The organism is Vibrio sp. 1F255 (genome assembly GCF_041439145.1).
Taxonomy (GTDB): domain Bacteria; phylum Pseudomonadota; class Gammaproteobacteria; order Enterobacterales; family Vibrionaceae; genus Vibrio; species Vibrio crassostreae_C.
On sequence record NZ_JBGONQ010000003.1, the window covers coordinates 117226 to 131572 of the forward strand.

General features: G+C 44.4%; 13 protein-coding genes. 4 read left to right on the top strand and 9 right to left on the bottom strand.

All coding sequences use genetic code 11. The annotated features are described in order from the left end of the window. Nucleotides 1-178: 178 nt before the first annotated feature. A complete protein-coding gene (locus ACED41_RS03260) occupies nt 179-1027 on the bottom strand; it encodes a sterol desaturase family protein (protein ID WP_017059137.1) in 849 nt (282 codons plus the stop codon). Between the two features lie 87 nt (nt 1028-1114). After that, on the bottom strand, nt 1115-2128 hold the full coding sequence (locus ACED41_RS03265; protein WP_017070924.1) for a DUF2804 domain-containing protein: 1014 nt from the start codon (nt 2126-2128) through the stop codon (nt 1115-1117). 170 nt (nt 2129-2298) lie between these two features. Between ACED41_RS03265 and ACED41_RS03270 the strand changes: the two genes are divergently transcribed. Beyond that, on the top strand, nt 2299-3333 hold the full coding sequence (locus ACED41_RS03270; RefSeq protein WP_371724459.1) for an AraC family transcriptional regulator: 1035 nt from the start codon (nt 2299-2301) through the stop codon (nt 3331-3333). Between the two features lie 4 nt (nt 3334-3337). On the opposite strand, the gene ACED41_RS03275 is transcribed toward ACED41_RS03270, so the two are convergent. Continuing rightward, nucleotides 3338-4288 carry a chromosome partitioning protein ParA gene (locus tag ACED41_RS03275; protein ID WP_371724526.1) on the bottom strand — a complete coding sequence of 317 codons (951 nt, stop codon included), beginning with the start codon at nt 4286-4288 and terminating at the stop codon, nt 3338-3340. A 39-nt stretch (nt 4289-4327) separates the two neighbouring features. Beyond that, the gene (locus ACED41_RS03280) at nt 4328-5662 is read right to left on the bottom strand and encodes a sphingomyelin phosphodiesterase (RefSeq protein ID WP_371724460.1); all 1335 of its coding nucleotides are present in this window, start codon (nt 5660-5662) and stop codon (nt 4328-4330) included. Nucleotides 5663-6077: 415 nt separating this feature from the next. On the opposite strand from ACED41_RS03280, the gene ACED41_RS03285 reads away from it, so the two are divergent. Continuing rightward, nucleotides 6078-6599, top strand: coding sequence for a DUF2058 domain-containing protein (locus tag ACED41_RS03285; RefSeq protein WP_371724461.1), 522 nt, complete (start codon nt 6078-6080; stop codon nt 6597-6599). A gap of 128 nt (nt 6600-6727) precedes the next feature. Here ACED41_RS03285 and ACED41_RS03290 read toward each other — a convergent pair whose 3' ends face one another. From ACED41_RS03290 to ACED41_RS03305, 4 genes are all read right to left on the bottom strand, one after another. Then, the gene (locus ACED41_RS03290) at nt 6728-6949 is read right to left on the bottom strand and encodes a hypothetical protein (protein WP_017059142.1); all 222 of its coding nucleotides are present in this window, start codon (nt 6947-6949) and stop codon (nt 6728-6730) included. A 217-nt stretch (nt 6950-7166) separates the two neighbouring features. Continuing rightward, nucleotides 7167-8639: an aerolysin family beta-barrel pore-forming toxin gene (locus tag ACED41_RS03295; RefSeq protein WP_371724462.1), complete on the bottom strand. Its 1473-nt coding sequence runs from the start codon at nt 8637-8639 to the stop codon at nt 7167-7169. Nucleotides 8640-9116: 477 nt separating this feature from the next. Then, nucleotides 9117-9878, bottom strand: coding sequence for a YdcF family protein (locus tag ACED41_RS03300; protein ID WP_017065514.1), 762 nt, complete (start codon nt 9876-9878; stop codon nt 9117-9119). 374 nt (nt 9879-10252) lie between these two features. After that, a complete protein-coding gene (locus tag ACED41_RS03305; protein ID WP_371724463.1) occupies nt 10253-11137 on the bottom strand; it encodes a LysR family transcriptional regulator in 885 nt (294 codons plus the stop codon). Nucleotides 11138-11268: 131 nt separating this feature from the next. On the opposite strand from ACED41_RS03305, the gene ACED41_RS03310 reads away from it, so the two are divergent. Together ACED41_RS03310 and ACED41_RS03315 are read left to right on the top strand one after the other, a co-directional pair. Next, nucleotides 11269-12279 carry an aldo/keto reductase family oxidoreductase gene (locus ACED41_RS03310; protein ID WP_371724464.1) on the top strand — a complete coding sequence of 337 codons (1011 nt, stop codon included), beginning with the start codon at nt 11269-11271 and terminating at the stop codon, nt 12277-12279. A 9-nt stretch (nt 12280-12288) separates the two neighbouring features. Then, nucleotides 12289-12699, top strand: coding sequence for a heme-binding protein (locus tag ACED41_RS03315; protein WP_371724465.1), 411 nt, complete (start codon nt 12289-12291; stop codon nt 12697-12699). Between the two features lie 93 nt (nt 12700-12792). Here ACED41_RS03315 and ACED41_RS03320 read toward each other — a convergent pair whose 3' ends face one another. Continuing rightward, nucleotides 12793-14166: an L-cystine transporter gene (locus ACED41_RS03320; protein WP_017059148.1), complete on the bottom strand. Its 1374-nt coding sequence runs from the start codon at nt 14164-14166 to the stop codon at nt 12793-12795. Between the last annotated feature and the right edge of the window lie 181 nt (nt 14167-14347).

The following is a 14347-nucleotide window of genomic DNA, read 5'->3' on the forward strand; positions in this document are numbered from 1 at the left end:
GTTTACTGTGGCTGAAGGTTAGTTTTGTTCAGTATCTGATAGTATGCGGTACGCGTGCAACCCAGATCACAAATAAATTGCCGGAAAACGGTGCTTTACTATTCAATCGAGTCAGTGGGGAAGGTTTTGAAACCAATTGAGGCGGTTTCTTAGTTAATACAATCTGTCTATCGTCCGTTTAATCCGATGGAGGCGAGAGTATCAACTGGACTTTCTGTTTCATGGTCAACTCTCGGTTCTTCAGATCTTTGAATATGGCCTTCCATTCTTGAAAGGTGACCACTATCGGATTAAAACTGTTCACGGGTTTGGTGACGCCATAACGTACAGTTTCAACTTCAGGTTCGAATGTACCAAATAACTTATCCCAGATAATAAGAACGCCGGCGTAGTTCTTATCAATGTATTGCGGGTTTTTGCCGTGATGTACTCGATGATGCGAAGGGGTATTAAAGATGTATTCAAGTGGCCCCAAGCTTCGTATCCATTGTGTATGGACGAAGAACTGCAAACCTAGATTGAGAAGCACCACAAAGATGACCCACTTAGGGGCAAAACCTATGATGACCAACGGTATCCAGAAAAGCCACATCCCAGCAAGTGGATACATTAAGCTTTGACGGAAAGCCGTACTGAAGTTCATGCTTTCTGAACTGTGGTGTGCCACGTGTGCTGCCCACATCCAGCGAACACGATGGCTTGCTCTGTGGAACCAGTAATAGCAAAAGTCTTGCAACACCATCAATACAACAAAACTCAGCACGCCCATTTCAATGTCCATTAAGCGCCAACCAAACATCCAGAGATACAGCTGCACGACCAATAACCCGGTGAGCAAATCGGAGAGTTGATGCATTCCCGCCAGCGTGAAATTACACATCACTTCTGAAAGCTTATAGCTGGAGTTATCAGGCAGTCGACCTTGCTTCTGACCGATAAAATACTCAGCCAACATGCACACCACGAACAAGGGCGCTAATACCAGCAGTAGCCATTCTGGGTAATTGATTAATGCGTCGATATTCATGTTTTATCCTTGTTGAGACGCCATACGCGTTCTTAGTATCAAGTTTACTTAGACTTGCTCGCCTGAAATTCAGTTAGCAAAATTTCGCTACCAGCGAGCAAAGTGATCTTCTGTTAGGCCAAGAACACCATCGAGTTGATGTGTCACTCCATTGTTGTCTTCAATCGAGCCAGAAAAGTGACCAATGAACTGACGAAAGTTACTTTTTAACAGCCATAAATTGAGCTTTTCGCTGCGATTATTTAAGGGCGTAAAGGTCAGGTTTATACGTCCATCTTGTGATGTTATCTGCCAAGGTAAATTGGTGTCTTGGCGACTAAACGCAAACTGTACCGGGTTAAGTAAGTGCCGAGTTCCATTGATCCATAAAACGTTCTCGCAGCCTCCGGTTTCATTGACGCCTGCTGCGAGGTTCAAGCCAATATCTGTCCCATTGGATTGCGTGTTGATGCTTGCCCAGCGCCAACTGGTTTCACGTCTCATGTAACCCGCTGAAAAGTCATAACCGGCACGAGCTTGTTCGAGAACGAGTGATTCTCCCTTGATTTGGATTTCACCGCTGATGCGCAAAGCATTGTGCTTTTGGGTGTAAGTCCAACCTGAATAACCCGTTGGGCTGCACATCGCCATGGGCAAGCTGTCGGTTTCAGGCTCTAAAGAAATATCGGCCTTGATGAATTTCGTATTCAAGCGAACTCGCCATTGTCCGCCCTCGATATAGAAAGCAATGCTTTGATCTGCAATGCTTGTCTTTCCTTCAAATGGTGAAGGCGTTACATGCTTATCAAACCCTAATGGCCTCAACCAAGATGACTCTTGCAGATGGTTGTTTTCTATGTCGTACAGATAACAAAATGCCGAGCCTAAGTAGCGAATATCCGCGATAGCGACGCCGATAATGTGTGTGTCGGTGACGATGCTGACAAACTGGAATTGCTTATAGTGGAAGTGCTTCTGCCAAGGGTTTGCTTTTGAATCCATCGAGTTTCGGTAGTCAAAGTTCTCGATGTTTAGGTGTTTAAGGATGCCATCGAAATGCCCAATGATCGGCTGACCATTAGAATTAATCAAACTGTGTGGGGCTGGGTTGGTTTTTATCATTGCGATGGTTCACATTATTTTAACAACTAAAGCCATTGTGCGATGAGTAGCGTAGAATTGGGAGGTCATATTCGGACAAGAGCGCGTTACCAATCACGATTTTGTCAGCATGTGTTGTTAAGGCTGAGTAGTCATGTTGATGGGAATGGGCTCGATATAAGGAGAGACGATTGGAGATTATCGCGGAGTATAAGCCAACCGGACATCGGCATCAGTTGGGCACATTAGATATCGCGCTGCTGTTGAATACGCTAGAGCAACGAGGTATCGATATTGAAAGGCTACTCAATGATGTGGGTTTGCCGAACATGGATTGGCGAGATCCGAATGGAAAACTGACTTACGCTGATAAACTAGCGTTATTTAGCGTGGCGAATCAGAGCTTTCCTCACGATGGCTTAGGGCTTTGGCTGGGGGAACACGCTAGCTTGAGCCACTTTGGTGTGTTGGGTTATGCGCTATCGACCAGTCAAAATGTCGGGGAGGCCATCAAGTCGGGCTTTAAATATCTGCGCCTGAACGGTCCTATTTTCTCGGTTAAATTGTTTCTAGATTCCGAGCACGCAGTGATTCAGATTGAGAACACCTTGGAAGTGGGCGATCTGCTCCCTTTCTGCAGTGAGTATTTCTTAAGTTCCATCGTCTCTTTGTTCAAAGAACTGACTGGTCATGAGTTGGATATTCACACTTTGGCTTTGCCTTATGCTCGTCCCAATTACGCTAAGCTCTATGACGACCGTTTCCAGTGCCCTGTAGTTTTTGAGCAGAGCCATTGTGAATTGCGTTTTGATGCCTCGGTTTTATCACAGACCTTATTGACTCATGATGCCGCGACACTGAAGCGCTATCTTGCGTCTTGCCAGTCGATAGTCGAAACGTTGGACTCTGAGCATCTGCTGACTAATCAGATCAAAACGATCGTTTATCAAACCGCAGGTAGTTTCCCGACTATAGAACAACTCGCGGATGAGTTTGGTTGTAGCTCTCGTACACTCAGGCGAGAGCTAGTGACCCATGAATCCAGTTTCCAAATATTGCTTACCGAAGTTCGAGTGGAGCTGGCCAAAGAGCTATTACTCGGCACAACCATGAGCATTGATGACATCGGTGAAAGGCTCGGTTATAGCGACCCTGCAAATTTCAGAAGGGCGTTTAAAGGTTGGCTCAATAAAACGCCCGCTCAGTTTCGTGATGGTTTAAGTTAAGGCGTTACTTGCTAAAGAACTGCTCCCTGAAATCGGTGACTTGCTGTTGATAATAACTGTCCCAATCTTGTTGAGTCCAAGTGGCATAACTTGATGATCGCTGAGAGTCTAAGGTCGCTTTGAGCTGATCCAGTTGCTCGTGATAACTCATCACGGTTTGTTGCTGTTGTGCGACTTGTTGTTCTCGCGCGGCAATGTTGCTGGCCTGCGCTTCATCTAAGTAGGCATCTTGAAGGTCGGCTTTGACTGATGCTACTTCAGCAGGGCTATAGCTGCTGGGTATCAAAGATACTGCCAGTTCATATTTTTGAAGCTGTGTTTCGGCGTTTAACGTGCCCGTATTGTTTTGCCATTCACTAAGCAAATCTTGATAGTTGGCCAAAAACTGGCTCGCTTCGTTCTTTTCAAGGGTGTTAGCGTCAAGCGTAAAATCCAGATGAGCAAACTGGTCAGCGAATAGCTGGTGGGCCAACTCTCCCCATACTTGTTGTGCAGATTGCTTGAATAAGGCAACACGATCTTCAAGAGTCTCTATGGATTCAAGTGGGATAGTGCTTTGTGTTAATTGCCAGTCAGCCGATAGCTGCGGATAGTCGCTCAGTAACTCGAACCATATGCCCGGCAATTCTGATTTCAATCGTGCGAGTTGCTCTGCGCAGTCATCGCGTTGTTGGCAAAGCTTCCAGAACCCATCGAGATCATCGAACAAAGCCTTGCCTTCAAGCTCACTCAAGTTTTCAGCAAGAATTTTACCGTCCAGTGCTCCGGCTTGGGCTTGATTGCTGTGCGATGCGGAGTTTTCCGAACTAGCGGTTGCAGTAGGCGTGGAATTATCGTCATTAGTTGTCGTAGAAACACGCGGCTTAGGTTCTGTGTGTTGAGCAGAAGATAGCGCTGTTTCGTTCGTTTTTGATGACCACGAATAGCCAATAATGCTAGCCGTTAAGACGAGCATTAGGATTAATATAACTCGATGCATTATTGGTTCACCGAGTTACTTGATCACGGCGCTAACAGGGAAGTGGTCTGAAAGGTTGTAGTGCTTCCATAACTCACTGCTTGTTGATCTTGGGACATCCACACGATTGTCGTTATGAGCTTTGGCGGCATATTCCGAGCTCACTACCACATAATCGAGATACTCAACGTTTTCACCACCCGACATAGGTTCACCCGCAAAGTTGTTGATGCGTGGGTCAAAGGTAGAAGCGGTGTAACCTGAGTAGGTTGGTTCGTCAGCTTGCAGGTTAGCGAACATCTGTTGGTAGTCGTCTGGGAACTTGAGCTTGTTCACGTTGAAGTCACCGCTGTAAACCACAGTTTCTGATGCCGGGATATTCAGAGACTGCGCCAGTGCACGCATCTGCTTGAATTGACGTTGTCGGTAATCACGAGCGGTGTCCGTATCGAATGATGCCGTGTGGGTACCGAAAACATGGTAAGCCTGACCATTCTTGATCACTTCCGCGTAGTTAACACCTTTATCAGCAAAGCAATCTGTGCCCGTGCAATCAGGGAAAACATACTGCGCTTCATTAACGATAGGATAGCGGCTGACAATGATCACACCACCGTCGTATATGTTAATCCCATCTTTATCGAGCATTTTAGTTTGATAAGGATACTCTTTCGCAAGCTCACGCAAGAACTCATCTCTGCCGTTAGCAAACACCTCTTGAAGCGCCAACACGTCATAGCCCTTTACATATTGAGGGAGTAGGTCATAGCGGTCACCAATATGTGAAGCGATGGCAGGCAGCGCCCAGATGTTGTAAGTCATGACCTTGAGTGTATTGGCATCCGGCTCTGGTTGCTCATCCACTTTTGGTGGGGTGATGGTGTAATAAATATCATCATAGCGCGCTGTAGAATCGGCTTTGAGGGCTAGCTCTGCATTGACCCCGAACGCATCGGTTGTGCTGCGATGAATATTACGATCGTCATACAATGTTAGGTTGACGTCTGCGGCACTCAAACCATGTTGCAGTGTCGAGTTATACCAATGTCCCTTCATGGTTTGGTTGAGCGTGACACTTTCGCCCACAGCGTTTGATACCACAGTGTCAAACTCATAGGTCTTCCCAGATTTCACACCAGTCCAGCGGTTGAAACTTATCAGCTTCTTCGTCTCCCAAGGACCAATCTGTTCAACATGCTGTTGCCACTCATCACCGAGTTGAAGCAGGTCGGTACCAGTGTGGTTGGCTTGAATGGTCATCACTTGATTGGTGTTATTGGTGAGATACACGTCGGTGTCTGCGATCGCAGAGGTCGAAGCGATTGATGTGGATGCCACAAGTGCAGCTAACCAAGTCCATTGAGTTTTCATCGTTTACGTTATCCTTATTGATTGATGTCTAGAATAACGTAGTCAAGAGTTATGACATTGGAGTTATAACTCTATGGCATTTATTCAAATATGAGATATATGCCAAGGTTTTATAAAATTGATTAACCATTGAAAATTAACATATTGTCTTATCGGAATGATAAGTGGTACGCGCGCGAATAATAGGGTCAGTTAATGCTTTCGAGTCGGTGGAACAGCCAATATTGGCGTGCTTAAGTGAAAACTGTGTGTCGCGGTAAAGTGGAGGTTGTGAGCAACAAGAAGGGAATATGGACACAGCTTAGAGCTATCAGCATAAATTTTGCGATTGTTCTGTAATTTACTCTTGTTCAGTAAACAGAAACCTCAAAAACAGGTATGATAGTGCCGTTTTTAATCCTGAACTGGGAAAGTCATGGCAAAGTTAACACTCCAAGAGCAGATGCTTAAAGCTGGCTTGGTAAATGAGAAAAAATTAAAGAAGGCGAAGAAAGGCTCTAAAAAGTCTCGCGTTCAGTCTCGTGAAGCAAAAGCGGCAGCTGAAGAAATTAAACTGGCGCAGCAAGCGAAAGACAAAGAGCTAAACCAACAGTTGAAAGAACAACAGTTGAGCAAAGAAATTAAAGCTCAAGTGAAGCAACTGATTGAGATGAACAAGATCGAACAGAAGAACGGTGAGATCAAATACAACTTCACCGACGGTACGCTAGTTAAATATCTTTACGTAGAAGAGCTGACTCAAAAGCAACTAAGTAAAGGCATTCTAAGTATTGCTCGTCAAGGCGAGAGCTATGTTGTTATTCCAACAGCAGTAGCGAACAAGATCGCGATGCGTGACGAAGAATCTATCGTTGATACTCAAGCTTCAAGCTCTGATGAAGTAGACGAAGATGACCCGTACAAAGACTTCGTGATCCCAGATGATCTAATGTGGTAATCCGTTTTACCTAGCTCCATTCTAATGGTTAGCTAAGTTTACAGGATCTAAGAATGCAGCGAACAATCACTCGATTGGCGCTGCATTTTTTTTGGCGCAAAATGACTTCGACAAATCTTTAATTACGCTTAGTGTTCTGACATGCCGTAAACAAGGCTATCATTGGCACTTGCATGATCGATAAAATCGGTATTAGCGCGCTGTTCGTGTTGGTCATAGCCATCGAAGTAACAGTCGCCAATTTCATTGCGCGGGCAAACGTGAATGTGGTCTTTGATGACCAGTTCGGTAGAGCAGCATGGGCAGTGTTTTACATGTCCAGTGAGTACCGTAGATCGATTTGGTTTCATACATCCTCCTGATAGGCACTGTAATCTGATTGCCTATTTGCACCCTAAGTTACGCAAATTAGTGTGTCGTTATGATTTCATTTTTAAGTCAATGAAAAACGATTCAGAAGTGAATACTTAGCGGCTAATACAGATGTATGACTGAGAGAATGTAAGACGAATCAAGCCCAGAGCAGACGCAATGGGCTTGGAATAACAGCTGAAACTTTCTATGGGCTTATGGCTGCATTGGGGTAAGCGTTAGCTGAGCGCTGTTATAACCCAGTTGCGCTAGGGCTGCAGGGTCGAAGTCAGTCAGAACCTTGATGTCACCAGCGTAGTAGGGTGTGTAATCGCCTGAAGGTGTCATGGCGTTAAATGAATCAATAGAGTGCTCGGTACCAATATCGATCATTCCAGAATATTGTGACTCCGCACTAAACTGGCCTGAAACATAGGTGTAGAAAGGACGGACACTGGCACCTGCGGCGTACTGCATGCTACTTAAACCATTGGTGTTGATTGCCCAGCTCCAATCCCACCATTTCATCTCTCCAGGAATATAACGGTGATCCCATTGGTAGCGGATATTGGCTTGATCTTCGCTAGTGGTTCCCATGGTAAAGGTGTGAGAGACCGTCGGGCGGTTTGTTGGGTGTGAGCTTAGCGCATTGCCGCTATAACGAAGGAAACCTGTGAAGTTCACGTCGTAACTCATGCTGGTTTTGATACGGTATGGGTAAGTGATGGTAGAGCGTAAGAACTCTACTTGAAAAGGAAGTACTGAGTGAGCAGGCACGGTGATGATGGCTTCCAGTTCTGTTGGTTCAAAACGAGCACCATTGTTGGTATCGGAGAAACGTTGGCCATCTTCTAGCGCTACTCTTACTTCTGTCTTTCCAACTTGTGGCCAATGAAAGGTTTCATCAATGACGACTGAATCAGCAAGGTCGAAGCGTTGGGTTTTACTCCATTGTGTGGATTGCTCAAAATGAAGGTCAACGACGATTTGTTTAGACTGATCGTCGTCATTGATTGCATAAGCCGAGACGGTTTCAATCAGTTCTTGGTCGGTCTCTGTCATAGAACCGTGTAAAAACGATGTGTTATCGAGCGTGTAAGCGAAGTTATCAACAGTGATGCTTGTCTTCTCATCACAGCGATCACCGGCACAGCTTCCATCGTTATTGCCTTTAATCTCCCAACCATTGTTAAGCGGTTTTATTGCCATGTCTTGGCCGACGTAACGCGCGCTATCGCCTCCAACCCAAGCGTAACCGAGGTTATGGGCCAAGTAACTCAGTGGCCTGATAAAGTTCGTGTTGTCGCTGACTAAGGCGCGTTGAATATCAAGGTTATTGTTCGTTTCGATAGCTTGCGCTTCGTAGTAAGGCAGGCCTGCGTCTGGGGTATTGGGGTAGCACCAAGTATTGTCACTTGGTTGTCCTTGTTTGATGAGCCCGTGGTAGCCAGACCCCATGATCACCCAGTCATTTTTAAGGCCAGCAATGTCCCACACATTCATGCGAGATAGTAGGGCGGTTTTGTGTTCTTGAGCTTCTGTATTACTGAGCGGACGATAATCGGAACGGCAGATATCTTCATCGAGGTTATCCAATACGATTTGGTCTGAATATATCTTGGCATGAGTGGCAAAAGAGATGAAACAGAGGGCAGAGCTAAATAGAACGGTTTTACTGACGTTAAGCATGAATAAGTTCCTAAATGCCATTATTTGGCTATTTTTATTAGAATCGAGTTATTAGATTTTATTGATATTATTTAAAGCCGAGGGGCTCTAGCGGGGTGTACTTTGTCATATAAAACAATGCCAAAAATACTGAAATGAATTGAAAATAAATACTTATAGATATCAGGAGGTTGTACTGATCAACTTGTTGTTTGATAAAGACTTATCTTGATGACTTCAATTAGTTTCAACAATCCAATCTATGGGTGATTAATTGTTGAACGTTTCTGTTTTTGAAGCCTCGTTATTTGGTATGTTGGCTTGGAAAATTTAGGCCAGCAAGATGGATTAGATAGGTTTATTGTTTAAAGGAGGGGGAAGTACTGAGTAAGCCAAATAAGGAGGGATGTTGTGATAAGCAAGATCGAAAAATGCAGCCAACAACCGTTCGATTGCTGCTGCGTTTTTTATTGTTCGAGTTAACTTAATTGGAAGAGATTAAGCATCACCTGGTTTTTCGCGTTTGCTGTTCCAACCCATAAAGTTGTAAATGTTGTAACGAGCAAAGCCAATCTGTTCATGCAAAGCAAAATCTGTGACCGCAAAGTTGTACCACAATGGCAACCATGAAATTTGAGCAGCCATATAGTCGGCTCTCACTGGAATAACATTCAAGCCGAAGTGGTTGAAGTAGAGCTCGCTACGACGAATATGTAGACCAGATGAAACCAACACAATGTTGTCGAATTTATGATGCTTCATTAGGTCACTAGTGAGCTGAGCGTTCTTCCAAGTGTTGACGCTATTTGGCTCTTGAATGATGTCACCCATCGGAACGCCAAGTCTCAGCAATTGTTGCTGATAAACTTCTGCTTCGGCAACACCGTTATTTTGTGCATCGCCACCACTGATGATCACTTTGCATGTGGTTTGGGTTTTGGCGCAATCTTTATATTGGCTGGCGGTTTCACTGATTCGGCCAAAAGAGAAAAAGGCTGGCTCGAACTCTTGCGTGCTTTTAATTAACTGCGTTCCCGCACCCAGAAGAACAATGGCGTTATTGTCAGACCATTGGATATCAGGCTTATTTTCGTAATCGGCTTGCAGATCGTTCAGTAAATAACGAGGAATTAAACCTGAACCAATCAGCACAAATGACGATATAAGAACAAGAGATAAAAACAGAGAGGTTTTTCGCCACTGAAGTAAACGTGTAAAGCCTACGAATAGCAGAAGAAGTAATAATATAATAAAGCTCATGAGGATCCTGTTATCGAACTGGTGCCAAGATGATGTGACATACTGAAGCGGTGCATCATATATCAGTTATGTTAATCATTCATAGGTAACTCATTGTATTATTGAACAAATGCACGATTTCTTTCTATCAAGAACAATCATCGATGAGAGCATTCGAAAAATCGCTTTATTATTGTTCGATAATCCCATTTTAAATATAGGCATATAAATCAAGAGGGTTATTTAAACCTTATTTCGTGTTATTTGATTTATCTGTTCATCGGTTTCCGTTTCTTCAACTCGTTAACTCAGCTTTCATATTCTTAAACTACCAAATCTTCAAGCTCTTAAATGATCGAGCTCTCCAGTTTTCAAGATCTTAAACTATCAAGCTCTCAAGTTTTCAAGTTTTCAAAGTAATGCTGAACAAATTTAACGAACACTTGGTGTTTCTTTGCCGGATAAATAACTTGCGGATAGAAAAGGTAAATACTGTTGCCTTGTTGCAGACATTCATCAGGCAGCACTCGCTCTAATTCTCCCAGTTCGACCTCTTTCGCAACGTAGTAACTTGCAATACGGATGATGCCACTGCCTGCCATAGCTTGTTGCTTAAGCAGGTGGTTGTCATTACTTGAAAGCCAGCCGGACACATCAATATTTACCGATTTTAAAGGCCACTCGGTTTGGTGCAGAGTTGCTAAGCATTGATGATCACTTAAGTCACTCACATTGGTAGGGCGACCAAATTGGTTAAGATAACCGGGAGTCGCGACTAAATCATGTTGATAGCTAATCAAGTGTTTCGCCACCATGTTGTCAGGTGGCGTATTGGTGGCACGAAACGCGATATCGATATCATCTTGATTGAGATTAAAGTTGGTGTAGCTACTGTTTATCTCGAAACGAATCTCAGGGTATTGCTGCCTTAACTGTTGGCAGATATCGAATAGATATACCTCAGTAAACATCTTTGGCGCAGTGAGGCGTAATAGGCCTTTGACGATGTCGTGTTGCTCAGAAACACTGCGTTCAAGCTGTAAGACTTGCGAGCGAATCGTTAAGCCTTGTTGTAACGCGCGTTCGCCTTCTTGGGTTAAACGAACGCTGCGAGTGGTTCTGACCAAAAGCGGGCACTGTAAATCGTTCTCTAAACGTTTGATCTGTTCAGAAAGGTAGCTCTTAGAGATACCGAGCTTTTCGGCTGCCTTGGTAAAGTTGAGTTGCTGAGCAAGTTCTACAAACAGGATCAGTCGTTCTATTCTTTTGTGTTCGTTCATTCGCGCGTTCCTACCAATCTATTGTTCGTCATATCAAACAATCATTTCGTAACTAGCATATTCTGTTTTTAAAAAGAACAATATGATAGAGGCATTTTTCTGGTCAGCAAATCTTCTAAGCGAGAATCGATATGACGAACAGCACTGAATCTACAAACAAAACGAATGACAAAAAACGTATCCCATTATCAAATTATCTACCGAATGTTGGGCAAATTGCCTATGGCTGCATGGGGTTAGGTGGTGGCTGGAATGATAATCCAGTGACGAGTGCGGATGTTGCTCAAACACGAAGCGTAATCGGCACCGCACTAGAATCGGGCATTAACTTATTCGACCATGCGGATATCTATACCTTCAGCAAAGCTGAGCAAGCCTTTGGTCAAGCATTACAACAAGCGCCTGATCTGCGTGAACAGATGTTCATTCAATCTAAGTGTGGGATTCGTTTTGAAGGCGAGGGCAATGTTGGTCGTTATGATTTCTCGGCTGATTGGGTAGGCCAATCGGTAGACGGTATTCTCAATCGATTGAATACTGAAAAGCTTGATGTGCTGTTATTGCACCGCCCTGATCCTTTGATGGAACTCGATGAGCTAGCAAGAACGTTAGAGCACATAAAAGCGCAAGGTAAGGTCGATTATTTTGGTGTGTCGAACATGAACAGCCATCAAATTCAGTACCTGCAATCTGCGCTTGGGCAACCCATCGTCGCGAATCAAGTTGAGATGAGCTTAGCCAAATTGGATTGGTTGAATGATGGGGTGATGATTAACTCGCAAGGGCACCATCAATCAGACTTCGCCGCAGGCACTCTTGAACATTGCCAATTGAATAACATCCAACTGCAAGCTTGGGGCTGTTTGGCACAAGGCCGATTTGCTGAGCAAGGTTTGTATTCAGAACATGAAAACGTGAAAAAGACAGCGCACTACGTGGCTCAGTTAGCGAACCAATATGGCGTAGAAAGTGAAGCGATTGTGTTGGCATTTTTGCTTCGTCACCCTGCTCGTATCCAACCTGTAATTGGCACCACAAATCTAGAGCGAATCAAAGCTTCGGCAGTCGCGACTCAGATAAACCTGTCTCGTGAAGAGTGGTACAACCTATACGTGTACTCACGTGGTCAAGCACTGCCATAAGGAATGAATATGTTGAATCAAAAGATCGCGCAACAACTGGTGTCTAACGCTCTAGACATTGCTGAGCGTAATCAACAAGCAATCGCGGTGAGCGTGTGTGATACGCACGGTGAGTTACTGGCGTTTATTCGCATGGATAATGTGAGTGTTCAAGCCGGATTGTTAGCACAGAACAAAGCTTATACATCTGCAAGAGATAGACAGCCAAGCGGTAACTTAGGTGCTTGGGCGAGAGAAACTGGTAAAGACTTAAGTTACTGGACTGACCCAAAGATCACTGGCTTTAAAGGCGGTGTTCCCATTGAATTAAATGGGCAGGTGATTGGCGCTATTGGTGTCAGCGGATTAAGTGAAGACGACGATGAAGCACTTGCCGAAAAGTCATTCAACTTGTGTTCTAAGCTGTTGCTCGTGAAGTAATGGAAGTTAGAAGTAACAGATAATAAAAAACCGATGCATGTGCATCGGTTTTTTTGTTTAACGAGACTCAAGTGCTTGAATCAATCGAACCCATTAAGCGTTCGCTTGTTCCAGATCTTGTTGCTTGTCTTTCTTGCCTAATAGGCGGCTTGTGATCGTACCGGCTGTCATAGCACCAGATACGTTAAGCGCCGTACGTGCCATATCGATAAGTGGCTCGATAGAGATAAGCAGTGCTGCAATCGTTACAGGAAGGCCCATAGCAGGAAGTACGATAAGCGCCGCGAACGTTGCACCGCCACCTACGCCAGCAATACCGAATGAGCTCACTGTGATAATAGCAATCAGAGACAGAATGAAGTTGATGTCCATTGGGTCGATGCCAACTGTAGGCGCAACCATGACTGCTAGCATTGCAGGGTAGATACCCGCACAACCGTTTTGACCAATCGTCGCACCGAAAGAGGCAGACAGGTTAGCAATCGCTGGTGGCACGTTTAGCTTAGTGATTTGAGCTTCAACGTTCAGTGGAATTGTTGCTGCAGAACTACGAGACGTGAAAGCGAACGTCAGTACAGGCCAGATCTTTTGGAAGTACTCTTTCGGGTTTACACCAACAAAAGAAACCAACACACCGTGTACGACGAACATCAGTAGAATCGCAACGTAAGATGCAACGATGAAACCCAGTAGGCTGAGGATGTCAGAAGCACTTGATGTTGCAACTACCTTCGCCATTAACGCTGCGATGCCGTATGGCGTTAGTGCCATGATCATCTTAACTAAGCGCATAACGATAGATTGTGACGCTTCAACAAACGTACGGATTGGAGATTCTAGTTCTTCTTTCTCTGCCATCACTTTACGAGCAGCGATGCCCGTTAGCACACCAAAGATAACAACCGCGATGATAGACGTAGAGCGAGCCCCCGTTAGGTCTGCAAATGGGTTAGTCGGAATAAAGCTGATCAGCATTTGTGGAATTGTTAGGTCTGAAACGCTACCGATGCGGCTTTCAAGTGTTGCGATACGTGCTGTTTCGCGAGCGCCTTCTGTTAAACCTTCAGCAGACAGGCCGAATGCTTGCGTTACAACAATACCAACAATCGCAGAAATCGCGGTTGTTGCTAACAGTACAGAAATGGTGATACCAGAAATCTTGCCCAGTGAGCCGCCTTTTTCAAGCTTCACTACTGCTGCAATCATTGAAACCAATACTAATGGCATGATCACCATTTTCAGTAGGCCAACATAACCACGGCCAACAATATTTACCCAGTCTAGTGTTTCGTTGATGACCGGATTGCCTTCACCAAATAACAGCTGTAGACCAAGACCAAATGCGCTACCAAATACTAAACCGAGTAAAACGAGGCGAGAAAGTGTGTTTTCTTTTTTCTGCTGTCCGTAGAGAAAAAAGAGGATACCAGTGAATACCGCTAAGGCAGCGATAGCTGAAAATGACATTTGTTTTCCTTATGAATTTCTTTAAATCGATAGGGCGCTTAGATATATGGGCGCAAATACTGTTAGCTACAGTAGCGACCTGTAACAAAACGTAAAATAAGGAAAAGTAATTTATTAGAACGATTAGTAATATCCACTCAATAGGATGGGTGGATATTCAACATTGTGATGAATAGGTGAG